Source organism: Escherichia albertii (genome assembly GCF_028622335.1).
Classification (GTDB): domain Bacteria; phylum Pseudomonadota; class Gammaproteobacteria; order Enterobacterales; family Enterobacteriaceae; genus Escherichia; species Escherichia albertii.
Window position 1 is genome coordinate 2,752,023 of the sequence record NZ_CP117568.1, and the last position, 25,572, is coordinate 2,777,594.

20 protein-coding genes are annotated in these 25,572 nt (G+C 52.0%); 10 read left to right on the forward strand and 10 right to left on the reverse strand.

The features are described 5' to 3' along the window. The 4 genes from lyxK to araD are packed head-to-tail and all read left to right on the forward strand — an operon-like array spanning nucleotide 1 to nucleotide 3,698. Nucleotides 1-1,497, forward strand: coding sequence for an L-xylulokinase (gene lyxK / locus PS053_RS13430; protein WP_256879255.1), 1,497 nt, complete (start codon nucleotides 1-3; stop codon nucleotides 1,495-1,497). Then, nucleotides 1,494-2,156 carry a 3-keto-L-gulonate-6-phosphate decarboxylase UlaD gene (gene ulaD, locus PS053_RS13435; RefSeq protein ID WP_025238103.1) on the forward strand — a complete coding sequence of 221 codons (663 nt, stop codon included), beginning with the start codon at nucleotides 1,494-1,496 and terminating at the stop codon, nucleotides 2,154-2,156. Before lyxK ends, ulaD begins: the two co-directional genes overlap by 4 nt. Next, nucleotides 2,149-3,009, forward strand: coding sequence for an L-ribulose-5-phosphate 3-epimerase (locus PS053_RS13440; protein ID WP_002460286.1), 861 nt, complete (start codon nucleotides 2,149-2,151; stop codon nucleotides 3,007-3,009). Before ulaD ends, PS053_RS13440 begins: the two co-directional genes overlap by 8 nt. Next, on the forward strand, nucleotides 3,003-3,698 hold the full coding sequence (araD, locus tag PS053_RS13445; protein WP_131109528.1) for an L-ribulose-5-phosphate 4-epimerase: 696 nt from the start codon (nucleotides 3,003-3,005) through the stop codon (nucleotides 3,696-3,698). Before PS053_RS13440 ends, araD begins: the two co-directional genes overlap by 7 nt. Nucleotides 3,699-3,744: 46 nt before the next feature. On the opposite strand, the gene aldB is transcribed toward araD, so the two are convergent. From aldB to PS053_RS13490, 9 genes are all read right to left on the reverse strand, one after another. After that, complete coding sequence (gene aldB / locus PS053_RS13450) at nucleotides 3,745-5,283, reverse strand: aldehyde dehydrogenase AldB (protein ID WP_002460288.1); 1,539 nt, start codon at nucleotides 5,281-5,283, stop codon at nucleotides 3,745-3,747. 107 nt (nucleotides 5,284-5,390) lie between these two features. Then, nucleotides 5,391-6,686: a Fic family protein gene (locus PS053_RS13455; protein ID WP_059225479.1), complete on the reverse strand. Its 1,296-nt coding sequence runs from the start codon at nucleotides 6,684-6,686 to the stop codon at nucleotides 5,391-5,393. Between the two features lie 130 nt (nucleotides 6,687-6,816). Next, nucleotides 6,817-7,968, reverse strand: coding sequence for an L-threonine dehydrogenase (yiaY, locus tag PS053_RS13460; RefSeq protein ID WP_000741487.1), 1,152 nt, complete (start codon nucleotides 7,966-7,968; stop codon nucleotides 6,817-6,819). 189 nt (nucleotides 7,969-8,157) lie between these two features. Continuing rightward, the gene (gene selB, locus PS053_RS13465; protein ID WP_059259213.1) at nucleotides 8,158-10,002 is read right to left on the reverse strand and encodes a selenocysteine-specific translation elongation factor; all 1,845 of its coding nucleotides are present in this window, start codon (nucleotides 10,000-10,002) and stop codon (nucleotides 8,158-8,160) included. Continuing rightward, the gene (gene selA, locus PS053_RS13470; RefSeq protein ID WP_000206236.1) at nucleotides 9,999-11,390 is read right to left on the reverse strand and encodes an L-seryl-tRNA(Sec) selenium transferase; all 1,392 of its coding nucleotides are present in this window, start codon (nucleotides 11,388-11,390) and stop codon (nucleotides 9,999-10,001) included. The genes selB and selA overlap by 4 nt, the downstream gene beginning before the upstream one ends. Nucleotides 11,391-11,487: 97 nt before the next feature. Then, nucleotides 11,488-12,096: a glutathione S-transferase gene (locus tag PS053_RS13475; RefSeq protein ID WP_000766694.1), complete on the reverse strand. Its 609-nt coding sequence runs from the start codon at nucleotides 12,094-12,096 to the stop codon at nucleotides 11,488-11,490. A 57-nt stretch (nucleotides 12,097-12,153) separates the two neighbouring features. Continuing rightward, on the reverse strand, nucleotides 12,154-12,801 hold the full coding sequence (locus PS053_RS13480) for an MOSC domain-containing protein (protein WP_000936287.1): 648 nt from the start codon (nucleotides 12,799-12,801) through the stop codon (nucleotides 12,154-12,156). A gap of 155 nt (nucleotides 12,802-12,956) precedes the next feature. Then, complete coding sequence (locus PS053_RS13485; RefSeq protein ID WP_000364957.1) at nucleotides 12,957-14,093, reverse strand: HlyD family secretion protein; 1,137 nt, start codon at nucleotides 14,091-14,093, stop codon at nucleotides 12,957-12,959. A 2-nt stretch (nucleotides 14,094-14,095) separates the two neighbouring features. Further along, nucleotides 14,096-14,458 carry a DUF3302 domain-containing protein gene (locus PS053_RS13490; protein ID WP_024164875.1) on the reverse strand — a complete coding sequence of 121 codons (363 nt, stop codon included), beginning with the start codon at nucleotides 14,456-14,458 and terminating at the stop codon, nucleotides 14,096-14,098. 535 nt (nucleotides 14,459-14,993) lie between these two features. On the opposite strand from PS053_RS13490, the gene mtlA reads away from it, so the two are divergent. The 3 genes from mtlA to mtlR all read left to right on the forward strand — a co-directional run bounded on the left by mtlA (nucleotide 14,994) and on the right by mtlR (nucleotide 18,957). Continuing rightward, the gene (mtlA, locus tag PS053_RS13495; protein ID WP_000093236.1) at nucleotides 14,994-16,907 is read left to right on the forward strand and encodes a PTS mannitol transporter subunit IICBA; all 1,914 of its coding nucleotides are present in this window, start codon (nucleotides 14,994-14,996) and stop codon (nucleotides 16,905-16,907) included. A 314-nt stretch (nucleotides 16,908-17,221) separates the two neighbouring features. Continuing rightward, complete coding sequence (gene mtlD / locus PS053_RS13500; RefSeq protein WP_059217102.1) at nucleotides 17,222-18,370, forward strand: mannitol-1-phosphate 5-dehydrogenase; 1,149 nt, start codon at nucleotides 17,222-17,224, stop codon at nucleotides 18,368-18,370. Then, entirely contained in the window at nucleotides 18,370-18,957 is a 588-nt protein-coding gene (mtlR, locus tag PS053_RS13505; RefSeq protein WP_000227975.1) for a mannitol operon repressor MtlR, read from the forward strand. The genes mtlD and mtlR overlap by 1 nt, the downstream gene beginning before the upstream one ends. Before the next feature lie 11 nt (nucleotides 18,958-18,968). Here mtlR and yibT read toward each other — a convergent pair whose 3' ends face one another. Beyond that, nucleotides 18,969-19,178 carry a protein YibT gene (gene yibT, locus PS053_RS13510; protein ID WP_000516029.1) on the reverse strand — a complete coding sequence of 70 codons (210 nt, stop codon included), beginning with the start codon at nucleotides 19,176-19,178 and terminating at the stop codon, nucleotides 18,969-18,971. A gap of 284 nt (nucleotides 19,179-19,462) precedes the next feature. Here yibT and PS053_RS13515 point away from each other — a divergent pair, with 284 nt between their 5' ends. The 3 genes from PS053_RS13515 (at nucleotide 19,463) to PS053_RS13525 (ending at nucleotide 25,348) form a co-directional block, all read left to right on the forward strand. Beyond that, on the forward strand, nucleotides 19,463-19,825 hold the full coding sequence (locus PS053_RS13515; RefSeq protein ID WP_000665678.1) for a YibL family ribosome-associated protein: 363 nt from the start codon (nucleotides 19,463-19,465) through the stop codon (nucleotides 19,823-19,825). A 500-nt stretch (nucleotides 19,826-20,325) separates the two neighbouring features. Continuing rightward, nucleotides 20,326-20,967, forward strand: a complete 642-nt coding sequence (locus PS053_RS13520; protein WP_256879254.1) for a SadB/YajI family lipoprotein — start codon at nucleotides 20,326-20,328, stop codon at nucleotides 20,965-20,967. Between the two features lie 43 nt (nucleotides 20,968-21,010). Continuing rightward, nucleotides 21,011-25,348 (forward strand): YadA-like family protein, encoded by a 4,338-nt coding sequence (locus tag PS053_RS13525; RefSeq protein WP_256879253.1) that lies wholly within the window; start codon nucleotides 21,011-21,013, stop codon nucleotides 25,346-25,348. Nucleotides 25,349-25,572 lie beyond the last annotated feature (224 nt).

The following is a 25,572-nucleotide window of genomic DNA, read 5'->3' on the forward strand; positions in this document are numbered from 1 at the left end:
ATGACGCAATACTGGCTGGGGTTAGATTGTGGCGGTAGCTGGCTGAAAGCCGGACTGTATGACCGCGAAGGCCGGGAGGCAGGTGTACAACGCCTGCCGCTGTGTGCTTTAAGCCCGCAGCCAGGCTGGGCAGAGCGCGATATGGCAGAACTGTGGCAATGCTGCATGGCTGTCATTCGCAACCTGCTTACCTATTCCGGCGTCAGCGGAGAACAAATTGTCGGTATTGGCATCTCGGCGCAGGGAAAAGGCTTGTTTTTACTGGATAAAAACGACAAGCCGCTCGGTAACGCCATTTTGTCCTCGGATCGCCGGGCGATGGAAATCGTTCGTCGCTGGCAGAAAGATGGCATCCCGGAAAAACTCTACCCGCTGACCCGACAAACACTATGGACCGGACATCCGGTATCGCTTTTACGCTGGCTAAAGGAGCACGAGCCTGAGCGTTATGCACAGATTGGTTGTGTGATGATGACGCACGACTACCTGCGCTGGTGTTTAACCAGCGTCAAAGGTTGTGAAGAGAGCAATATTTCCGAGTCCAATCTCTACAATATGAATAGCGGGCAGTATGACTCGTGTCTTACTGACGAGCTGGGGATTAGTGAAATCAATCACACCCTGCCGCCTGTCGTTGGTTCTGCCGAAATCTGCGGGGAAATTACCGCGCAAACAGCCGCGCTGACCGGTCTGAAAGCGGGTACGCCCGTTGTCGGCGGTTTGTTTGATGTTGTTTCCACGGCACTCTGCGCCGGAATCGAAGACGAACATACCCTCAACGCAGTGATGGGCACCTGGGCGGTGACCAGCGGCATAACCCGCGGTCTGCGCGACGATGAAGCACATCCGTATGTCTATGGTCGCTATGTTAACGACAGTGAATTTATCGTTCACGAAGCCAGCCCGACATCTTCCGGCAATCTCGAATGGTTTACCGCACAGTGGGGAGAAATCTCGTTTGCCGAGATCAACCAGGCCATTGCCAGTTTGCCGAAAGCCGGTGGCGATCTCTTTTTCCTGCCGTTCCTGTACGGTAGCAACGCCGGACTCGAGATGACCAGCGGTTTCTACGGGATGCAGGCCATTCACACCCGCGCGCACCTGTTACAGGCCATCTATGAAGGCGTGGTGTTCAGCCATATGACCCACCTCAACCGGATGCGCGAACGTTTTACTGATGTACACACCCTGCGCGTCACTGGCGGCCCGGCGCACTCCGATGTCTGGATGCAGATGCTGGCGGACGTCAGCGGCCTGCGTATCGAGTTGCCGCAGGTGGAAGAAACCGGCTGTTTTGGCGCAGCGCTTGCCGCCCGCGTCGGTACAGGCGTTTATCGCAACTTCAGCGAAGCCCAGCGCAACTTGCAACATCCGGTGCGTACCCTGCTACCGGATATGACCGCGCATCAACTTTACCAACAAAAATACCAACGTTATCAGCATCTCATTGCCGCACTTCAGGGCTATCACGCTCACATCAAGGATCACACATTATGAGCAGACCACTTCTGCAACTGGCCCTCGACCACTCATCACTTGAAGCCGCACAGCGCGACGTTACGCTGTTAAAAGACAGCGTCGATATCGTCGAAGCGGGCACCATTCTCTGTTTAAACGAAGGGCTTGGCGCGGTGAAAGCCTTGCGCGAACAGTGCCCAGACAAAATCATCGTTGCCGACTGGAAGGTCGCCGACGCCGGAGAAACGCTCGCGCAACAGGCGTTTGGCGCTGGTGCTAACTGGATGACTATCATCTGCGCCGCACCGCTCGCGACGGTAGAAAAAGGCCACGCGATGGCACAGAACTGTGGCGGTGAAATCCAGATAGAGCTTTTTGGTAACTGGACGCTGGACGACGCCCGCGACTGGCATCGTATTGGCGTACGACAGGCGATTTATCATCGTGGTCGTGACGCGCAGGCCAGCGGGCAACAGTGGGGCGAGGCCGATCTGGCACGCATGAAAGCGCTTTCCGATATCGGTCTTGAGCTTTCGATTACCGGCGGAATTACGCCTGCCGACCTGCCACTGTTTAAAGACATTCGCGTGAAGGCATTTATTGCCGGGCGAGCGCTGGCAGGCGCGGTAAATCCGGCGCAGGTCGCCGCTGATTTCCATGCGCAAATTGATGCCATCTGGGGAGGTTCTCGTGCGTAACCATCCGTTAGGTATTTATGAAAAAGCGCTGGCGAAAGATCTCTCCTGGCCGGAGCGGCTGGTGCTGGCAAAAAGCTGTGGCTTTGATTTTGTCGAAATGTCGGTGGATGAAACTGACGAGCGTCTGTCGCGCCTTGACTGGAGCGCCGCACAAAGGGCTTCACTGGTTGCCGCGATGATCGAAACGGGTGTTGGGATCCCGTCGATGTGCCTGTCCGCCCATCGTCGCTTTCCTTTTGGTAGCCGTGACGACGCGGTACGCCAGCGAGCACGGGAAATCATGAGCAAAGCGATTCGCCTAGCGCGCGATCTCGGCATTCGCACCATTCAACTGGCGGGTTACGACGTCTATTACGAAGAGCATGACGAAGGCACCCAGCAACGTTTTGCTGAAGGGCTGGCGTGGGCGGTCGAACAGGCGGCGGCATCACAAGTCATGCTGGCGGTGGAGATTATGGATACCGCGTTTATGAACTCCATCAGCAAATGGAAAAAGTGGGACGAAATGCTCGCCTCGCCGTGGTTCACTGTCTACCCGGACGTCGGCAACCTCAGCGCCTGGGGCAATGATGTTCCCGCCGAACTGAAACTGGGCATCGACCGTATCGCCGCCATCCACCTGAAAGACACCCAGCCAGTCACCGAGCATAGCCCTGGACAGTTCCGCGACGTGCCGTTTGGCGAAGGCTGTGTCGATTTTGTCGGCATCTTCAAAACGCTGCATCAACTGAACTATCGCGGTTCATTCCTGATTGAGATGTGGACCGAAAAAGCCAAAGAACCGGTGCTGGAAATAATTCAGGCGCGGCGCTGGATTGAAGCACGTATGCAGGAGGCGGGATTTATATGTTAGAGCAACTGAAAGCCGACGTGCTGGCGGCGAATCTGGCGCTTCCCGCTCATCATCTGGTGACGTTCACCTGGGGCAATGTCAGCGCGGTAGACAAGACGCGGCAATGGATGGTGATTAAGCCTTCCGGCGTCGAGTATGAGGTAATGACCGCTGAGGATATGGTGGTGGTTGAGATAGCCAGCGGCAAGGTGGTGGAAGGCAGCAAAAAGCCCTCGTCCGACACGCCAACGCATCTGGCGCTTTACCGTCGCTTTGCGGAGATTGGCGGCATAGTGCATACCCACTCGCGCCACGCCACCATCTGGTCGCAGGCCGGACTTGATCTCCCCGCCTGGGGCACTACTCACGCCGATTATTTTTACGGAGCCATCCCCTGCACGCGCCTGATGACCGCAGAAGAGATCAACGGCGAGTATGAATACCAGACCGGCGAAGTGATCATTAAAACCTTCGAAGAGCGTGGGTTGAACCCGGCACAAATCCCGGCGGTACTGGTGCATTCTCACGGCCCGTTCGCATGGGGTAAAAACGCCGCCGATGCCGTGCATAATGCCGTAGTGCTGGAAGAGTGCGCATACATGGGCCTGTTCTCACGTCAGCTCGCACCGCAACTCCCTGCGATGCAAAATGAACTGTTAGATAAGCACTACCTGCGTAAGCATGGGGCTAATGCCTATTACGGGCAGTAGCCATGCCTGAATGTGCCCGGCAATACACGCCGGGCAGCTTCTTACATCAGAACAGCCCCAATGGTTTATCCGAGTAACTCACCAGCAGGCACTTGGTTTGCTGGTAATGCTCCAGCATCATCTTGTGGGTTTCACGGCCAATGCCTGATTGTTTGTAACCACCAAACGCCGCATGTGCCGGGTAGGCGTGATAACAGTTGGTCCACACGCGCCCAGCCTGAATGCCGCGGCCCATTTTATAGGCCAGATTACCGTTACGACTCCAGACGCCTGCGCCCAGGCCATATTGTGTATCGTTGGCAATCTCCAGCGCTTCATCCATCGTTTTAAACGTCGTCACCGCCAGCACCGGGCCAAAAATCTCCTCCTGGAAAACGCGCATATTGTTCTGACCAAACAGAATCGTCGGTTCGAGGTAATAACCGTCTTTCAGTTCGCCTTCCAGCAGCTTGCGCCGCCCGCCGGTAAGCACGTCTGCACCCTCTTTTTTACCGATATCGATGTAATTGAGGATGGTTTCCAGTTGCCCGTGCGAAACCTGTGCCCCCATTTGCGTCACGCTATCGAGCGGGTTACCGCTGCGAATGCTTTCGACTCGGCGAATAGCGCGCTCCATAAAGCGTTCGTAGATAGACTCCTGCACTAAAGCACGACTTGGGCAGGTGCAAACTTCGCCCTGGTTAAAGGCAAACAGTGCAAAGCCTTCCAGCGCTTTATCGAAAAAGGCATCTTCTTCATCCATCACATCAGCAAAGAAGATATTTGGCGACTTGCCGCCCAGCTCCAGGGTTACCGGAATAATGTTTTGCGTGGCGTACTGCATAATTTGTTGGCCCACTTCCGTTGAGCCGGTAAACGCCACTTTAGCAATACGTTTTGAAGTCGCCAGATATTCGCCAATTTCCCCGCCTGCGCCATTCACCACGTTTACGACGCCTGGCGGCAGTAAATCCCCGACGATTTCCATCAGCAAAAGCACCGAAAGCGGGGTAAGTCGGGCGGGTTTTAGCACCACACAGTTACCCGCTGCCAGCGCAGGCGCCATTTTCCAGCTCGCCATCAGCAGCGGAAAGTTCCACGGGATAATCTGCCCCACCACGCCTAACGGTTCGTGGAAATGATAAGCCACAGTTTCGCTATCAACTTCGCTGATACCGCCTTCCTGTGCCCGAATACACGAGGCGAAATAGCGGAAATGGTCAATCGCCAATGGCACGTCGGCGGCGCTGGTTTCGCGGATGGGTTTGCCGTTATCCCAGGTTTCTGCCGTCGCTAACAGCTCAAGGTTTTGCTCCATCCGATCGGCAATTTTAAACAGAATCGCCGCGCGATCCTGCACCGAGGTATGCGCCCATTTATCTTTTACTTTATGCGCAGCATCCAGCGCCAGATCGATATCGCGTTTACCCGAAGACGCCACTTCGCACAGCAGCTGCCCGGTCACCGGCGTCAGGTTCTGGTAATACTCGCCGTCGGCAGGCGCGACCCATTCGCCGCCAATAAAGTTGTCGTAGCGTGCTTTTAACTTAAGAGGAAAACCATACTCGCCGGGCTGAACACGTGCTGAAGGGGGATTATTGGTCATGATCGTCTCCTTGCTGTGTGAGGTATAACAAGGGTAGACGTGACTGGCGAAATCTTCGCCAGTCGGTAACAGCTTTACGACGGCTATCACGAATTTACGGGCAAAAGCTACAGCGGGTAGTGTGCAACGTACACTGCTTGCTGGTTATTAATTCTTTTCTCTTGCGCGAATCCTTCTTTAACAATCGTCCGTAAATCGGTCCGCGCCGTATTATCCGAGACGCCCAGACTCACACTAATTTCAGCAACTGTGTACTCTTTTCCCGGATTGGCGAGCATCACATTCAGGAGCGTTACCTGGCGCGGATTCAGGCGTTTAAGCACGCCAGAGCTAAACAGCACCCTATCGAGTTTTGCGCTTCGTTGCATAATTTCATCAATATGCTGCTGCCAGTTTTGCAAAGCACGTTTAATGACACCGGCCTGATATTCAAGGAAATAAGTCAGATCCATACCGTCTGATTCAGTGTACTGGTAGCTGGCGGCATATTTTACTGGCGCGGCATAAAGCAAACGGCTGATGGAAATATATTTAAAAACATCGTAGCCCGATTTCAGCATATACCAGTAAAACAGCGCCCGACTGGTGCGCCCGTTGCCATCGCGAAAGGGATGTTCATGGGCCAGCATAAAATGCAGAATGCAGGAGCGGACTAACGGATGAATATATCCCTCACGGCTATTTAACCACTGGCAAACTTTTTCCAGCCGTTCCGGCAACAACGCCGCTGCGGGCGGTTGATGCACTATATTGCTGTCATAGTCGGCGATCACAACATCATCTGTTTCACGAAATTCGCCCGGTCGATATTTCGCGTCGTTTATTCCCCCCATGCCAATAGCATGTAACTGACGAATAAGCGCAGGTGTTAGCGGTTCTGCGAGTAAGTGCGGAATTTCTGCCATCAACCGGGCGTTGCCCGCAATCATATGCTCGTCTTCAGTGCGTGGCGCCCGCCCTGTTTCCAGCATGTTTCTCGCCACCAGCGTCGTGGTATTCGCACCCTCCAGTTGGGAGCTGGTGATCGGCTCTTCCAGGCGTAACTGGCTTAACTCAGCGCCCGCCCCGCGCAACCGTTCAGTCTGATCTTTCAGCGCCAACGCAGTGGCATGTTTATCGACAAGCTCACAAACTTCTGCAATCACAGGCGTAATGTTGAATCCGGCCTGTTCGCCTGCTTCATTGCAGTAATTGATTCGCTGGATCGCCGCGTTGCGCGCCAGCCGGGTAAGCGTCCACGCCACTTCGACGTTTTCTCCTTTTTTTATGCGATACTGCAACTCATCAAAAGGTAGATAACGTCCTTTTTCATCGATGACCCGGTTAAAGCGCAGATGAGCCTGAAGTTCCTCACCCGTTAAGTGTGATAAAGAAATCAGCCTGGGAGGTGGTTTGATAGCCATTTGCTTATCTCAAAAAAGCGCAATATTGAGATAGTGTATAGCAGACCAAAGAAACTATCTCAAAAATCGAAAATTTTGAGATAGTTGATAAAAAACGGCTGGCAATACGCCAGCCGCAGGAAGAAGGGAATTACATTGCCGCGCGATAAATCGCCACAATTTCTTCGTGAGTTGCCTGGATCGGGTTAGTAAAGCCGCAGGCATCTTTCAGGGCGTTGGTAGCCAGCACCGCGAAATCTTCTTCTTTCACGTTCAGGTCGCGCAGACCTGCCGGAATATTCACTTTCTTCGCCAGCTCACGGATGGCATTAATGCAGGCTTCTGCACCTTCCGCATCATTTTTTCCTGTCACGTTCACGCCCATTGCAGCCGCGCAGTCGCGCAGACGGGCTGCGGCAACTTTGCTGTTGAATGCCTGAACATGAGGCAGCAGAACAGCATTACATACCCCGTGCGGCAGGTTGTAGAAACCGCCTAACTGGTGCGCCATCGCATGAACATAACCCAGAGATGCGTTGTTGAATGCCATACCCGCGAGGAATTGAGCGTAAGCCATTGCTTCACGCGCTTTGGCGTTGCTGCCATCTTCAACGGCCAGCGGCAGGTTTTCGGCAATCATGGCAACGGCTTTTAGCGCGCAAGCATCGGTGATCGGCGTGGCAGCGGTAGACACATACGCTTCAATAGCATGAGTCAAAGCATCCATACCAGTGGCAGCGGTCAGTGACTTCGGCATACCAATCATCAGAGAGGAGTCATTGACAGAAAGCAGCGGGGTAACGTGCTTATCAACAATCGCCATTTTGATATGACGCGCTTCATCGGTGATGATGCAGAAACGAGTCATTTCTGATGCAGTACCCGCAGTGGTATTGATGGCAATCATCGGCAGCTGCGGTTTTGCAGAGCGGTCAACGCCTTCATAATCACGGATATCACCACCGTTGGCGGCCACCAGCGCAATACCTTTTGCGCAGTCGTGTGGAGAACCACCACCTAAGGAAATCACGCTATCGCAATCATTTTCTTTCAGCAGTTTGAGACCTGCGGCGACGTTTTCCGTGGTTGGATTAGGTTGGGTGCCATCATAAATAACGCTGAAAATATTGCGTTCTTCCAGTGCTTTTTGCACATCACCCGCCATGCCTAATTGCGTCAACATACTGTCAGTTACGATCAATGTACGGCGAAAACCATATTCCGCCATCATATTCATCGCACTGTCTAATGAATCAGCACCAATGACATTAACGGAAGGAATAAAAAAGGTTGAAGCTGCCATAACATACTCCTGAACAACTAAAAAAGGATGGGCAGCTTACAGACGATTTTCATTCGAAAACATGATCGAAATTATTTTTTAGCAAAATATATTTCAAAGAAAGCACATTATATTCATAAAACAATGTACTTTCTTTATATGTATAATAATTTTATATTAATTCATGATTAACATTAATTAATAATTCTATTACTTTTCTGGAAATAATAATGCATCACGTAATAAATGATCATTCCCCCGACGACGCGTAAAACCAATCCGGTCAAAATATTCCAGAATTTGAATTGCCAGTTTTCGACCAACGCCTAAACGATCGCGAAAATCCGCCGCGCACGTCGATCCGCACTCCTGATCGAGGCCGCGGATCATATTGGCAAATTCAACAATCCGATCATTACGGTAGTAACGATCTTTAACGATCGCCGTAATAATCCCCTGCTGCGCAGCCTGCCGTAGCGTCAGACGCATTGCCTGTTCGTCGGTCCCCGTCTCTTTTGCCAGATCTCGTACCCACCACGGCTCGTCACCAAACAGCGGTTCCACTTTTTGCCAGATTGCCTGTTGTTCTTCGCTGAATCCGGCTTTGTGATCCGGCAGATGCAACCAACCGTGGTGACTGAGGATGTCGCCGCTTTCGCGCATCTTTTCAATCAGCAACAACACCAGCGCTTCATCTTCCATTGGCAACGCCATACGTCGCAGACGTTCGCGCCCCGGTCCAGGTTCGTCACGATGCTGCTCATGGTAAGTCGCCAACGTGTCGAGGATTTTTCTCTGCCAGCGTGCGGCAACCGGGGCATTCAGTAAGCTATAACCAGCCTGAATATAACCCGGCTGTTGCAGCAATTCGCGAATTCCTTCGCCGTTAAGTTGGCGCGCCCAGGCGAAATCCACGAGATTAACCGCACCGCGCTCAAGATGAACGGTTAATGCCTCTGCATCGCTCTGCGCCTGCGCAAGCGAAGCCAGCCATTGCAGATACTCCGGCTTACGTTTACCACGACGCGGTGGGTTCAACATCACCACACGCGCTCCCGCCAGCGTATTGCGAGCGGAGATATCGCGCAACACTAAGCGATCGTTATCCGCCAGCCATAACGGCGTGTCGAATACCAGCTCTGCCAGATTATCCTCCAGCAGTGAAACACGTCCGGTAACATGACTGGCGGCATGGTGAATATGCAACGGCTGCCACTGAGTCAGCGGCACGTGAGTTTGCAATGCGACAATGACCCGCGTGAACGGCTCTGGCGGTATATCCGCCAACAGCCAGTCACCGCGGTTAATCTGTTCTTTCTCGGCGTCACCAGCAATATTAAGCGCGATACGCTGCCCGGCATGGGCGGTTTCTGTTGGCTGATTCTGCGCATGTAGCGCACGCACGCGCATAGGTTTGTTGACGCCCGTCAGCCATAGCGTGTCGCCAACCTTCACTTCCCCACTTAACGCCGTGCCGGTCACCACCAGCCCCGCGCCCTTTACGGTAAAGGCTCGGTCGATAGCAAGGCGAAAACTGTGCTGACTGGCATGTTCGCGCTCCGGCAACTGAAGCAGATGTTCACGCAGAGCATCAATACCTCGTCCTTCAGTCGCTGCGGTAACAAACAGTTTTGCCTCAGCAAAACCGTATTCCCGCAGTACCGCCTTTACCTGATGTTCGACCTCCTGCACACGCGCATCATCCACGCGATCGGCCTTGGTCAACGCCACGGTAAGCATCGGATTACCCGTAAGCTGTAAAATCGCCAGATGCTCACGAGTCTGCGCCATTACGCCGTCATCGCAGGCGACTACCAGCAACGCATGATCGATACCGCCAACCCCTGCCAGCATGTTGGAGAGAAATTTTTCATGACCGGGAACATCAATGAATCCGGGTACGCGACCATCCGGCTGTGGCCAGTAGGCATAACCAAGATCGATGGTCATCCCGCGCTTCTTTTCTTCCGGCAGACGATCGGCATTCACTCCCGTAATCGCCTGCAATAATGTCGTTTTGCCGTGGTCAACGTGTCCGGCAGTCGCAATAATCATTTCAACAACATCTCCAAAAACCGTTGCTCATCTTCAAGGCAGCGTAAATCCAGCCACAGACGTCCGTCGTAAATGCGACCGATAACCGGCACTGGCAATTCACGCCAACGAGCGGCTAATGCTTCAAGGTGGCTGCCGCGTCCATCATGGGGGGTGAAGGTTAACGCTGCGCTCGGCAGACGATCAACCGGCAGAGAACCACTACCAATCTGTGAAAGGCATGGCATAACTTGTACGGCAAACTCCGCGCCATAATGTTCGGCAAGCGGGGCTTGCAGGCGCTGGGCCTGGATTTGAATGACCTCTGCACTGCGGGTAAGCAGACGCAGCGTCGGCAATTTTTCGGTCAACGCTTCGGGGTGTAAATAGAGGCGCAACGTCGCTTCCAGCGCGGCGAGAGTCATTTTATCGGCGCGTAACGCGCGTTTCAGCGGATGGTTCTGTAAGCAGGCGATCATCTCTTTTTTACCGACGATAATTCCTGCCTGCGGTCCGCCAAGCAGCTTGTCGCCAGAGAAGCTGACCAGGCTGACGCCAGCGGCAATCAACTCCTGCGGCATCGGCTCTTTCGGCAAACCATACTGGCTAAGATCCACCAGCGAGCCACTGCCTAAGTCAGTGATTACCGGAACATCCAGCTCTTTGCCGAGCGCCACCAGCTCCGCTTCATCGACCGCTTTGGTGAAACCCTGAATGCTGTAATTGCTGGTATGTACCTTCATCAACAGCGCAGTATTTTCGTTTACCGCCTGACGATAATCATTGGCGTGAGTGCGGTTGGTGGTTCCCACTTCATGCAGCGTACATCCGGCCTGACGCATCACGTCAGGAATTCGAAACGCGCCGCCGATTTCTACCAGTTCGCCACGCGACACCACCACTTCTTTACCACTGGCTGTAGCAGCCAGCATCAGCAGTACCGCCGCCGCATTGTTATTAACGATGCAGGCATCTTCCGCGCCGGTAATGCGACACAGGAGCTGGGCTAACGCACGATCGCGATGCCCACGTCCGGCATCATCCAGATCGTACTCCAGCGTCACCGGTGATCGCATGACTTGCGCAACGGCCTCAACCGCGGCTTCCGCCTGCAACGCTCGTCCGAGGTTGGTATGCAGTACGGTTCCCGTCAGATTGATAACCGGACGCAGAGCGCTTTGCGCCTCTTTCGCCAGCCGGGCGTCGACCTCCTGCGCCCAGTTTGCACACCACGCAGGCAGCGACTGACTGTCACGAATCACTTCCCGCGCTTCGTCGAGCATTTGACGCAGTAACTCCACCACGCGGGTGTGACCATAAGTATCACGTAAAGAAAGGAAAGAACTATCGCGCAATAAGCGATCAATAGCAGGAAGCTGGCTATAGAGGGAACGCGTTTCGGTTGTCATAGGAAACCTGGCTGATCAAGGCCCTCTCGCACGGAGAAGGGCGTTTAACATAACCACGAATTGTAACGTGAGAAGCGTCAGGAGGACATATCGCGCATCAAGCCTTTGGCGGTTCGGTGCGGGCGAAACTTTCGCGGCTAAAGAGGTTTTCGACCAGTTTGACCAGGTTAGGGCGCTCCACGCACCAACCCGGCGCGACACGGCGGAAATTGAGATATCCCGCCGCACAGGCAATAGCGATAGTCGCCAGATTAATCGTATCGGTGTTGAGCGTGCCATCGACCAGATACCCTTCCAGCGCATCCAGGCCACGGTTAATTTTCTCCCGTTGACGCAACAGTTCCGTTTCCGACTGCTGCGCTGCCGGACGCGCCTGTTCGCGTACCGACGCCAGCGCCGCGTCCATAATGCCATCGGCGAGCGCCTCAATTTTGCGTACTCGCAACGACTCCAGCGGATCGCCCGGCAACATCGGCGGAGCGACATTCATTAACTCGATATATTCGGCGATAATCGGCGAATCAAACCAGCATTCGCCCTCTTCGCTCACCAGCACGGGAACTTTCCCTAACGGGTTAAATTGCGCCACGCCGTTATCTGCGTTATAGGGCAATTCGTTAATAAATTCGAATGTAATGCCCTTTTCTAATAACAAAATAGAAAGTTTGCGAACAAACGGGCTGGTGTAGCTACCGATGAGTTTCATGCCGGGTCCTTTGTACGAGGAAAATATCAGTATGGCCTGGCGGTGAAAAAAAGCAGCTTATACCGTTGTTGTCTGCAAACGTGATTTCGCCTGATCCCGCCAGACTTGAGCAAGGAATGGCATATCCGCAACGGCGGCCAACTCTTCAGCAGTACCTTCATCAGAGAAAATAATGCGTTGCAGGCGGGTAAGCGGCCACGACTTAACAGGACGATCTAACAAGATAAATTTATCGCCGCTGGCAGTTTCTCCGGGTGTCAGTACCCGATAAAACCAGCCGTTACGTGATTGTTGATGCATAATCTCTGGCGCACGTTCATCCTGTAGTCGACCCGCCATCGTTGCACAGGCGACTCGCCCCCACGAAACCTGAATTTCAGCACTCCCCAGGCGAAACACGTCGCCAGGACAAACATTTTCTTCCGTCATACCGAGAGTAGAAAAATTCTCGCCAAACAAACCAGGATGGCGAAGTTGTTCTGCCAGGGCGGGGTAATGCGTGCGCCAGAAAACGTAGTGTTCCAGCGCATAGTGCATTAATGCGCAATCAGGATCCTTAAAATTTTCACTAATCCCGTTTTCCGCCTGTAATCCATGAGGAGTGAGATAAACACGCCCCGTTAATACGACCTTGCGTTGCGAACCATCAGCCTGAAGCTGATTACCAAGAAGCGTTTGCAGTGTTACCTGAAAGTCTGGAAGCATGTCATCTCTCCTTATACCCGGAATTAGGTAATACAACGTCGCCATCGTTATATACCTAACAATATTTCGCTTCCAGCTCTGAATAAAGAAACGGCAGTAACTATTACCCGGCTCACAGAGAAGTCAAAATAATGAAGAAACTCGTATCAATTGTCCTAATGATCTAAATACAAGTAATGCATCCAACTGGTCATCCTCAACAACACTTTACGCATCACAGAAACATGGCTGAAATGGTCAGAGTAAACCGCCACTTGTGCGTAGATGCCGTCCGGCAAGGCATCGACCTCAGCATTGGGTTCAAGGTCAATTAGCGCGAGTACGCCGTCGGTTCCTGGCGTAACGGTCAGCGATTGCAGTACGCCCTGAGCCTGATACGAGCCGCCCGGCACGACAGGTAAAATGCTGGTCAGTTTCCCCCGAAAGACCTGCCCCGGCAACGCATTAAAGACGACTTCCGCTTCATCGCCGGCTTCCAGACGTAGCAGCGAATTTTGCCGGAACTGGGCGACAATTTGCCGCTTCTGCTCAGGAATAAACACCATCACCGGACGTAACGGCAAAGCCGCTGCGTAGGTGCCGGGGCGAATCAAGACCTGAGTGACATATCCATTACTTGGCGCCCGCACGATGGTTTGCGCCAGGTTATATTCCGCCTCCGTCAGTTGTGCTCGCAGGCTGACAATTTGTGACTGCTCACCGTTGACCATACTGTCTAACTGACTTTGAATTTGCGCTTGCTCCGCTATCGAACCTTTTACCAGCGCATCCTGCGCGAGAAAATTTTGCCGGGCATCATCGATATCACGTTCTGAAAATGGATTAACGGCGGCCTGGCTGCCTTTCAGGTAGCGCTGATAGTTTTTAAACAGACGATCGCGCTCTGCCGAGACCTGAGTTGTATTAGCCTGCGCTTCGGCTAACTGTGCTCTCAGCGTTTTAACGTTATGCGTTGCCGTCATCAGATCGGCCTGTAACCGCGCCACGCGCGCCTGATAACGCACTGGGTCGAGTTTAAAAAGCACCTCGCCTTTTTGAATAAGCTGATTATTTTTGTCCGTTACTTCGCTGACGATCCCCGTCACCTGTGGTGTAATGGGAATAGACACCACCGCCTTCTGCGCCGTAAACGTGTAAGGATGGTTGTAGTTCATCAATAGAATCAAACCGCTCACCAAAAACACGCCACCGAGCGCCGCCGTCGCCAGCGTCCATTGATTCACGGGAATACGGAAGATTTTAAATACCGCCCACGCCAGCGCCACGTAAGTTAAGACAATCAACAGATCCATGATTAAATCTCCGGGAACGTGGAATAATCAGTTTTTTTCTCAGCGGCAAGTTGGTGCTCCAGCCGGGAAATGCGGTCAGAAAGCGCGGCAATTTCCGCGTCAGTCGTTTTCTCTTGCGGCGTAACATGCGACTGCATACCCCAGCCGCGTTCCGGTTGGTAAAGCGTGGCCCAGATCCACAGAAACGGCCAGATAATATGTAGCGTAAACAGACTGACCCACCCTGCGGTATGAATCGCGTCGGCATGAGGATGGTTGCGCTTTTTGGCAATCAGATAGGGAATGTCATGTATCGCGATGATTCCATAAAAAATCACCAGAAAGACAAAAATCAGCACTCCCAACGCGAAATAGTTTAGAAACATAGCTGCCTCGAATTCACGCTTATCAGAGTTGTTATGGGCTGGCAGCCGGATGGGAATCAGGCTGATTATTTGACAATAATCCGGGTTTGCAAATCCCGCCATCACACCGATGGATAAATTTAGAAAGCGACAGGTTGCTCAATTACACAACAGTCTTAAGGCAAAGCCAGAATATGCTATAGATCACACTAGGATAATTCCACGCAAAAATATTTCGTGATTTAAGTCACAAAAATTCAACAAACCATCAAAACAAAAATGTGACAACAATCACATTTAAATGCCATTTTTAGCGAAATCTATGCTCTTGTTGTTTTTTTACACTGAGTTTTTGTGACATGAGTCACGTCAATTACCTCTCTACCCCCTATATTTATGTGATCAATATCACATAAAAAATCGACGACTGGACAGTTAACCGATTCAGTGCCAGATTTCGCAATATCTACAAGGTCCGGCTACCTCTGCCGCCACATTAACAAAAAACCTCGGGCTTCCAGCCTGCGCGACAGCAAACATAAGAAGGGGTGTTTTTATGTCATCCGATATTAAGATCAAAGTGCAAAGCTTTGGTCGTTTCCTCAGCAACATGGTGATGCCAAATATCGGCGCGTTTATCGCGTGGGGTATCATCACCGCGTTATTTATTCCAACAGGATGGTTACCGAACGAAACGCTGGCGAAGCTGGTCGGGCCAATGATCACCTATCTCCTGCCGCTGCTGATCGGTTTTACCGGCGGTCGTCTGGTTGGCGGCGATCGTGGCGGTGTCGTGGGCGCCATCACTACGATGGGCGTTATCGTCGGTGCTGATATGCCGATGTTCCTCGGTGCGATGATTGCAGGCCCGTTGGGCGGTTGGTGCATTAAGCATTTTGACCGCTGGGTAGACGGTAAGATCAAATCCGGTTTCGAAATGCTGGTGAACAACTTCTCCGCTGGCATTATCGGGATGATCCTCGCCATTCTGGCATTCCTCGGCATCGGTCCGATTGTTGAAGCCCTGTCCAAAATGCTGGCGGCTGGCGTTAACTTCATGGTTGTCCATGACATGCTGCCGCTGGCGTCTATCTTTGTTGAACCGGCGAAAATCCTGTTCCTTAACAACGCCATTAACCACGGTATCTTCTCGCCGCTGGGTATTCAGCAGTCCCATGAACTGGGCAAATCCATCTTCTTCCTGATTGAAGCTAACCCAGGTCCGGGTATGGGCGTTCTGCTGGCGTACATGTTCTTTGGTCGTGGTAGCGCTAAACAATCTGCGGGCGGTGCGGCAATCATCCACTTCCTGGGCGGTATCCACGAAATTTACTTCCCGTATGTGCTGATGAATCCGCGTCTGATTCTGGCCGTTATCCTCGGCGGTATGACTGGCGTGTTCACCCTGACTATCCTTGGCGGTGGTCTGGTTTCTCCGGCCTCTCCAGGGTCTATCCTTGCTGTGCTGGCGATGACGCCGAAAGGGGCTTACTTCGCTAACATCGCAGGTGTGTGTGCGGCGATGGCGGTTTCCTTCGTTGTCTCTGCCATTCTGCTGAAAACCAGCAAAGTGAAAGAAGATGAGGATATTGAAGCGGCTGCACGTCGCGTTCAGGAAATGAAAGCAGAGTCTAAAGGTGCTTCCCCGCTGGCTGCTGGCGATGTAACCAACGACCTGAGTCATGTACGTAAAATCATCGTGGCCTGTGACGCCGGTATGGGGTCCAGTGCAATGGGCGCAGGCGTACTGCGTAAGAAAATTCAGGATGCGGGTCTGTCGCAGATTTCTGTTACCAACAGCGCGATTAACAACCTGCCGCCGGATGTGGATCTGGTCATCACTCACCGTGATCTGACCGAACGCGCTATGCGCCAGGTTCCACAGGCACAGCATATTTCGCTGACCAACTTCCTCGACAGCGGTCTGTACACCAGCCTGACTGAACGTCTGGTTGCTGCCCAGCGCCACACCGAAAACGAAGAGAAAGTAAAAGATAGCCTGAAAGATAGCTTCGACGATTCCAGTACCAATCTGTTCAAACTCGGCGCGGAGAACATCTTCCTCGGTCGCAAAGCGGCAACCAAAGAAGAGGCGATTCGTTTTGCAGGCGAGCAACTGGTGAAAGGCGGTTACGTTGAGCCAGAATATGTGCAGGCGATGCTGGATCGTGAAAAACTGACCCCGACCTATCTGGGTGAGTCTATCGCAGTACCGCACGGCACGGTTGAAGCGAAAGATCGCGTACTGAAAACGGGCGTGGTGTTCTGCCAGTACCCGGAAGGCGTACGCTTTGGTGAAGAAGAAGATGACATTGCCCGTCTGGTCATTGGTATTGCTGCCCGTAACAACGAGCACATTCAGGTGATCACCAGCCTGACCAACGCACTGGATGATGAGTCCGTCATCGAGCGTCTGGCACACACCACCAGCGTGGATGAAGTGCTGGAATTGCTGGCGGGTCGTAAGTAATCCCTGTCCCACCTTCTCTACATGGAGGAGGTGGGGCTAATTGTCTGATGCGCTTTGCTTATCAGGCCTACAGGACGGTGCCAAACACGTAGGCCGGATAAGGCGTTTACGCCGCATCCGGCGGTCGGTGCACAATGCCTGATGCGATGCTGACGCGTCTTATCAGGCCTACAGGTCTGTGCCAAACACGTAGGCCGGATAAGGCGTTTACGCCGCATCCGGCAAAAAGTCCCTCTCCTCATGGAGAGGGTTTGGGTGAGGGAAAAGCCTCACCCCAGCCCTCTTGGGTAAAAACATTGATGAAGGTTAATACTATGAAAGCATTACATTTTGGCGCAGGTAATATCGGTCGTGGTTTTATCGGTAAACTGCTGGCGGACGCAGGTATCCAACTGACGTTTGCCGATGTCAATCAGGTGGTACTTGATGCCCTGAATGCCCGTCATAGCTACCAGGTTCACGTGGTTGGCGAAACCGAGCAAGTGGATACCGTCTCCGGTGTAAATGCCGTCAGCAGCATCGGCGACGACGTAGTGGATTTAATCGCTCAGGTTGATTTAGTCACCACCGCAGTCGGCCCGGTCGTGCTGGAACGTATTGCTCCGGCAATCGCCAAAGGGCTGGTGAAACGTAAAGAGCAAGGTAATGAATCCCCGCTGAACATCATCGCCTGTGAAAACATGGTGCGCGGTACCACGCAACTGAAAGGCCATGTGATGAACGCTCTGCCGGAAGACGCCAAAGCGTGGGTCGAAGCGCACGTTGGCTTTGTTGATTCCGCCGTTGACCGCATCGTGCCGCCTTCCGCGTCTGCAACTAACGATCCGCTGGAAGTGACGGTAGAAACCTTCAGCGAATGGATTGTCGATAAAACCCAATTCAAAGGCGCGCTGCCGAACATCCCTGGCATGGAGCTAACCGATAACCTGATGGCCTTTGTCGAGCGTAAACTCTTCACCCTGAACACCGGCCATGCTATAACCGCGTACCTCGGGAAATTGGCCGGTCACCAGACCATTCGTGACGCGATCCTCGACGAGAAAATCCGCGCGGTGGTAAAAGGCGCGATGGAAGAAAGCGGTGCGGTTCTGATTAAACGCTATGGTTTTGACGCTGACAAACACGCGGCATATATCCAGAAAATCCTCGGCCGTTTTGAAAATCCATACCTGAAAGATGATGTGGAGCGCGTAGGCCGTCAGCCGCTGCGTAAACTGAGCGCGGGCGACCGTCTGGTAAAACCGCTGCTGGGTACGCTGGAATACGGCCTGCCGCATAAAAACCTGATTCAGGGCATTGCCGCAGCAATGCATTTCCGCAGTGAAGATGATCCGCAGGCACAAGAGCTGGCGGCACTGATTGCCGATAAAGGTCCGCAGGCTGCGCTGGCGCACATTTCCGGGCTTGATGCCAACAGCGAGGTTGTCACCGAAGCCGTAACCGCTTATAACGCAATGCAATAATGGTGGACCTGGCGCAGGAATCCCTGCGCCCGAATAACAGATTGTCAGATATGCAGGCAACAATGGAACAAACCCAGGCCTTTGAAAACCGTGTGCTTGAGCGTCTGAATGCTGGCAAAACCGTGCGAAGCTTTCTGATCACCGCCGTCGATCTCCTGACCGAGGCGGTAAATCTTCTGGTGCTTCAGGTATTCCGCAAAGACGATTACGCGGTGAAGTATGCTGTAGAACCGTTACTCGACGGCGATGGTCCGCTGGGCGATCTTTCCGTACGTTTAAAACTGATTTATGGGCTTGGCGTAATTAGCCGCCATGAATACGAAGATGCGGAATTGTTGATGGCACTGCGGGAAGAGCTGAATCACGACGGCAACGAATATGCCTTTACGGATGATGAAATTCTTGGGCCATTTGGCGAGCTGCACTGCGTGGCGGCGATCCCTCCGCCGCCACAATTTGAACCAACCGACTCCAGTTTGTATGCAATGCAAATTCAGCGTTACCAACAGGCTGTGCGTTCAACAATGGTCCTTTCACTGACAGAGCTGATTTCCAAAATCAGCTTAAAAAAAGCCTTTCAAAAGTAAGCGATTACCGCTTACTGCTCCTCAACCTGCTTCGGCCGATAAAGCTGGCGATAATATTCCAGTCGTTTGAGATACAACGGCACGCTATCCGGGGGGATATCGGACGGAATCGCATTACGGGGGGGAAGTTTTTTCAAATACTCCCGAAACGCCTGGCTTGAGGCCATAAAATCTACGGCTTTATCGATAAGAAGCGGAACGTTTTCACCTATTTTGCCCATGATGATATCTCCGTATTACCCCGCGCCGGGAATGCGCGGCCGCCAATTTTAGTGTAGGCTCCCGATAAAGATGAGATTAAGGAAAACGTGCTTAATCCTCAATGATTACCTTTTGATGAAGGCTATCTTTATTCTTCAAATTTCTTACTCAATCAAGCAATTACACGCTTTTCAATAATGTTAACAATGTCAAAATACAACTATTGCATTGCCATCAGTTGTGAATGAACCGTCTGGTCGCGCATACTACGATCTAATAATTTATCTCTATCAGAAGTTATCTCATGAAAGAAGTCGAAAAAAACGAAATCAAACGTCTTAGCGATCGCCTGGACGCCATCCGTCATCAACAGGCCGATCTGTCGCTGGTTGAAGCCGCAGACAAATACGCTGAACTGGAGAAAGAAAAAGCGACGCTGGAAGCAGAAATTGCTCGTTTGCGCGAAGTTCACAGCCAGAAACTCAGCAAGGAAGCGCAAAAGCTGATGAAGATGCCTTTCCAACGCGCGATTACCAAAAAAGAGCAGGCCGATATGGGCAAGCTGAAGAAGAGCGTTCGCGGACTGGTGGTGGTTCACCCGATGACTGCGCTGGGCCGTGAAATGGGCCTGAACGAGATGACTGGATTTTCAAAAACCGCGTTCTAAGCTATCTATCGCCCGTAGTCCCCGTTTTTGCCTGCGTTCGCGGGCATACGGGGTTCTCACCATCAATGCCGCAATGAAATCATTGAGCACAATTCTGAAAAATCACTCCACAAAATAATATTCACTTATTAGCGTTGATAATAATTAACGCGGTCACATTCCTCAAACCATTCTGAAAAACGATAGTTTTTTGTCAAAAAACATAACTTCACATCAAATACATCATTTATATGAATATATCTTTATCGCTATACACTTGTTTACTGTTTTCACGTTTGACTTTTATTGTCATTCATCATTAGAATTCGCGTTTTAATATCATTCGCCACAAACTGAAACAATTTAATATTTAAGCATACATTTTCAATGTGAATATATTTGGCGATATTATTAAATATTTATATCTACTGTGAATAAAAACGCCGGTAACACGTAAGTTAATAAACAGGGATCTCCCTCGTTTAACAGCCTGGTTTGAGGGATGGCAAGGACATACTTATATGAATATTAAAAACATATTATTACGCGGACTCATCGTTTCACTGCTTAGCTCGTTAACAGGTTGCGACTATATTGAAAAAATCAAAGTCATTGATGAGCTAACAAAACAACAAGAACAGCAAAATGAGAAAATAGCTCTCCTTGAAAAACAACAAGTTAACATCATAAACAGTACAAAAATGCTTGCTACCGTCATCAAGAGCATTAAAGATCAACAGGATACATTTCTCTTCACCGAATTTAACCCTACGCAAACCAAATACTTTATTTTAAATAACGGTTCTGTCGGATTAGCAGGACGGATTATATCTATAGAACCTGCAGATAATGGTAGCGTCATCCATATAGCGTTAGTCAATTTATTAAGCGTTCCTGTATCAAACATGGGTTTTTATGCCACGTGGGGCGGCGAAAAACCGTCTGATGCTAAAGCCTACGCAAAATGGCAACAGTTATTATTTAGCACATCAATGAACTCCACGCTGGAATTATTACCAGGTCAATGGCAAGACATTAATCTGACGCTAAAAGGGGTATCCCCCAACAACCTGAAGTATCTGAAATTGTCTATCAACATGGACAATATTCAGTTCGACACTCTTCAACCTGCTGACCCTCAGCAGAAAAAAATCAAAAAATAAATGTAGCCTCTGCGCTTATATCAAGGAATAGAGAACATCAATAATGAACAAAATATTTAAAGTTATCTGGAACCCGGCGACGGGCAGTTACAGCGTCGCCAGCGAAACAGCGAAGAGCCGTGGGAAGAAGAGCGGGCGTAGTAAGTTGTTAATTTCTGCGCTGGTTGCGGGGGGATTGTTGTCATCGTTTGGGGCATATGCTGCTTTTACAGGAGATGGTGGTAAAAGCGCTGAAGAAGCTGCTGGCGGTACCCCGCTAACTGATGGCTGGATTGCCATTGGTAAGGGCTCTGTCGCAACGGCAGGAGCCCCGGGAAGTGGAACATCGAGTGTTGCGGTCGGGCAAGAAGCCAACTCTGGACTGGGAAGTACCGCACTAGGTTACAAGAGCAATGCGACAGGAGAAAGATCAGTCGCTTTAGGGCAAGTAACGGTCGCGACTGGCAGTCGAGCAATAGCAATAGGAAGTGCGGCGAAGGCGACCAAAGATTTTACCATTGCACTGGGGAATACCGCTCAAGCTAACAGTGATTATGCGATGGCGCTGGGCAAGGATACCAACGCCACTGGACTGTATTCACTCGCGATAGGATACAACAGTAAAACAAGCAAAGATAACGCGATCGCGTTGGGTAACGGGAGCACGTCAGATGGCGTTAACTCCGTCGCACTCGGTGCTGGCTCCGAAGCCAAAGCAGATAAAACTGTTTCTGTGGGTAATGATTCCTTAAAACGTAAAATCGTCAATATGGCGGCAGGTAAGATCTCAGATGACAGTACTGAGGCAATCAATGGCTCGCAGCTTTTTGCTATTAGCGAGTCCGTTGCCACCAGGTTGGGAGGTGGCTCTGGCGTAAATAGCGATGGCACCGTCAACGCACCAAGCTATGTGCTAAAAAATGGTACCTATAATAATGTTGGATCAGCACTCACCGGACTCGACAACAACACCCTGCAATGGAATGGCAGGAACGCCTTCAGCGCCAGTCACGGTTCAAGCACAACCAGCAAAATCACCGATATCGCTGCCGGGGACTTAACCGCCACCAGTACCGATGCCGTTAACGGCTCGCAGTTACAAGCCACCAAAGACGATGTTGCTGCCAACACAACAAGCATCACCAACCTGAGTAACGATGTTGCCGACAACACCACCAATATCACCAATCTGCAGGACGCTGTGGACGGTCTCGGCGACGATGCATTGCAGTGGGACAACGGTAAAACCGCCTTCAGCGCCGCCCACGGTGCCAGCACAACCAGCAAAATCACCAACGTCACTGCCGGGGACTTAACCGCCACCAGTACCGATGCCGTTAACGGCGCGCAGTTAAAAGCCACCAAAGATGATGTTGCTGCCAACACAACAAGCATCACCAACCTGGGCAACGATGTTGCCGACAACACCACCAATATCACTAACCTGCAGGACGCTGTGGACGGTCTCGGCGATGATGCATTGCAATGGGACAGCGGTAAAACCGCCTTCAGCGCCGCCCACGGTTCCAGCGCTACCAGCAAAATCGTCAATATGGCGGCAGGTGAGATCTCAGATGACAGTACTGAGGCGATCAATGGCTCGCAGCTTTTTGCTATTAGCGAGTCCGTTGCCACCAGGCTGGGAGGTGGCTCTGGCGTAAATGACGATGGTACCATCAGCGCACCAAGGTACAAGTTAAGATATGGTACTTATAATAGTGTTGGAGCAGCACTCAGCGGACTCGACGAAAACACCCTGCAATGGAATGGCAGCAACGCCTTCAGCGCCAGTTACGGTTACAGTTCAAGCACGAGCAAAATCACCGATGTCACTGCCGGGGACTTGACCGCTGACAGCACCGACGCCGTTAACGGCGCGCAGTTAAAAGCCACCAAAGATGATGTTGCTGCCAACACAACAAGCATCACCAACCTGAGCAACGATGTTGCCGACAACACCACCAATATCACCAATCTGCAGGACGCTGTGGACGGTCTCGGCGACGATGCCCTGCAGTGGGACAGCGGTAAAACCGCCTTCAGCGCCAGCCACGGCACCAGCACCACCAGCAAAATCACCAATGTCACCGCCGGGGCTCTAACCGCCGCCAGCACCGATGCGATTAACGGCTCACAGCTCTATGATTTCAGCAGCGCAATTGCTGACACTTTAGGCGGCGGTTCAACCGTTGGGGCCGACGGCATGTTTAGTGCGCCGACCTATACCATTGGCGGCACTGACTACGACAACCTGGGAGATGCGCTAACTGCAATTAACGCTTCTGTGGGCACTTCACTGGGTGATGCGCTGATGTGGGATGACTCCAGCAAGTCATACAGCGCCAGCCGCGCTGGAGTAACCAGCAAGATCACCAACGTCGCAGCAGGCGCACTTAGCGCAACCAGTACCGATGCGGTGAACGGCAGCCAACTCTATGGCGTCAGCAATTCTGTAGTTGATGCGCTGGGCGGCGGCTCGACGATGAATGCTGACGGCACCATCAATGCGCCAACTTACAGTATCGCCAATACCGACTACAGCAACATCGGCGACGCACTGAGTGCAATTGACGCATCACTGGATGATTCTCTGCTCTGGGATGCCAGCGCAGGCGCATTCAGCGCAGCGCATGGCACCGATACCGCCAGCAAAATCACTAATGTGGCCAACGGCCTAGTGGATGCAAATAGTACCGATGCCGTCAATGGATCTCAGCTTTTTACCACAAATCAGATGATCACCCAGATAGCCGGCAATACCAGCAACACGTATGTTGAAGAGCACGGGGCGGGAGTGAACTACATTCGTACCAACGATACAGGTTTAGTCTTCGAAGACGCTATGGCCTCTGGCATTGGCGCCACGGCTGTAGGCTACAATTCTGTGGCTTCTGCTACTGGCAGCGTCGCCATTGGTCAGGACAGCAGGAGCAATGTCGAGTCTGGGGTTGCATTAGGCAGCGGTTCCGTTTCTGACCGCGTTATCGTAAAAGGCTCGCGCAATACCAGCGTAACAGGAAATGGCGTGGTGATTGGTTATGACACCACTGACGGTGAGCTGCTTGGTGCGTTGTCGATTGGTGATGATGGCAAATATCGTCAAATCATCAACGTCGCGGATGGTTCTGAAGCTCACGACGCCGTTACCGTGCGCCAGTTGCAAAACGCCATTGGTTCCGTAGCAACCACGCCAACCAAATACTACCACGCCAACTCAACGGCAGAAGATTCACTGGCTGTTGGTGAAGATTCTCTGGCAATAGGGGCGAAAACCATCGTCAATGGTGATGCAGGTATTGGTATCGGCCTGAACACTCTGGTCCTGGCAGATGCCATCAACGGTATCGCCATCGGCAGCAATGCCCACGCAAACCATGCAAACAGTATTGCGATGGGTAATGGCTCTGAGACTACGCGTGGCGCTCAGACTGGCTACACCGCCTACAACATGGACGCGCCGCAGAACTCTGTCGGTGAGTTTTCCGTCGGCAGTGAGGACGGTCAACGTCAGATCACTAACGTCGCCGCCGGTTCACAAGATACTGATGCCGTTAACGTGGGTCAGTTGAAAGTGACCGATGCTCAGGTCGCGCAAAATACCCAAAGCATCACTAACCTGAATACTCAGGTAGGTAATCTGGATACGCGCGTAAGCACACTGGAAAATGGGATGGGCGATATCATCACCACGGGTAGCACCAAATACTTCAAGACCAACACCGATGGTGTAGACGCCAACGCGCAGGGCAAAGATAGTGTCGCAATTGGCTCCGGTTCTATTGCCGCCGCAGACAACAGCGTTGCGCTGGGTACGGGTTCCGAAGCAAACGAGGAAAATACGGTCTCCGTCGGTTCTTCCACCAATCAGCGCCGTATCACCAACGTCGCCGCAGGTAAAAATGACACCGATGCCGTTAACGTGGCGCAACTGAAATCTTCCGAAGCAGGAAGCGTGCGCTATGCCACCAACGAAGATGGTTCCATCAATTACACCACCATGAATCTTGGTGATGGTAAAGGCGGTACGACTCGCATCAGCAACGTTTCCGCTGGCGTCAACAACAACGACGCAGTGAACTACGCGCAGTTGAAGCAAAGCGTGCAGGAAACGAAGCAATACACCGATCAGCGCATGGTTGAGATGGATAACAAACTGTCTAAAACCGAAAGCAAGTTGAGCGGTGGTATCGCTTCTGCAATGGCGATGACCGGTCTGCCGCAGGCTTACACGCCGGGCGCCAGCATGACCTCCATTGGCGGCGGTACTTACAACGGTGAATCGGCTGTTGCGTTAGGTGTGTCGATGGTGAGCGCCAACGGTCGTTGGGTCTACAAATTACAAGGTAGTACCAATAGCCAGGGTGAATACTCCGCAGCCGTCGGCGCGGGTATTCAGTGGTAATGATCCATTAACGAATGGGTAAACGCCAAATTGCCTGATGCGCTTATCAGGCCTACAGGGGGATTCTGAAAATTCTTGTAGGCCGGATAAGGCGTTCACGCCGCCTCCGGCAAGATAAGGCGCACCGGATCAACAGTCTAAGGGCAATTCTCTGATGGGAATTGCCCTTTTCTTTACCCAAAATCTCCCCTCTCAAAAAATTGGCCCTACCAATTCCTGGCTTA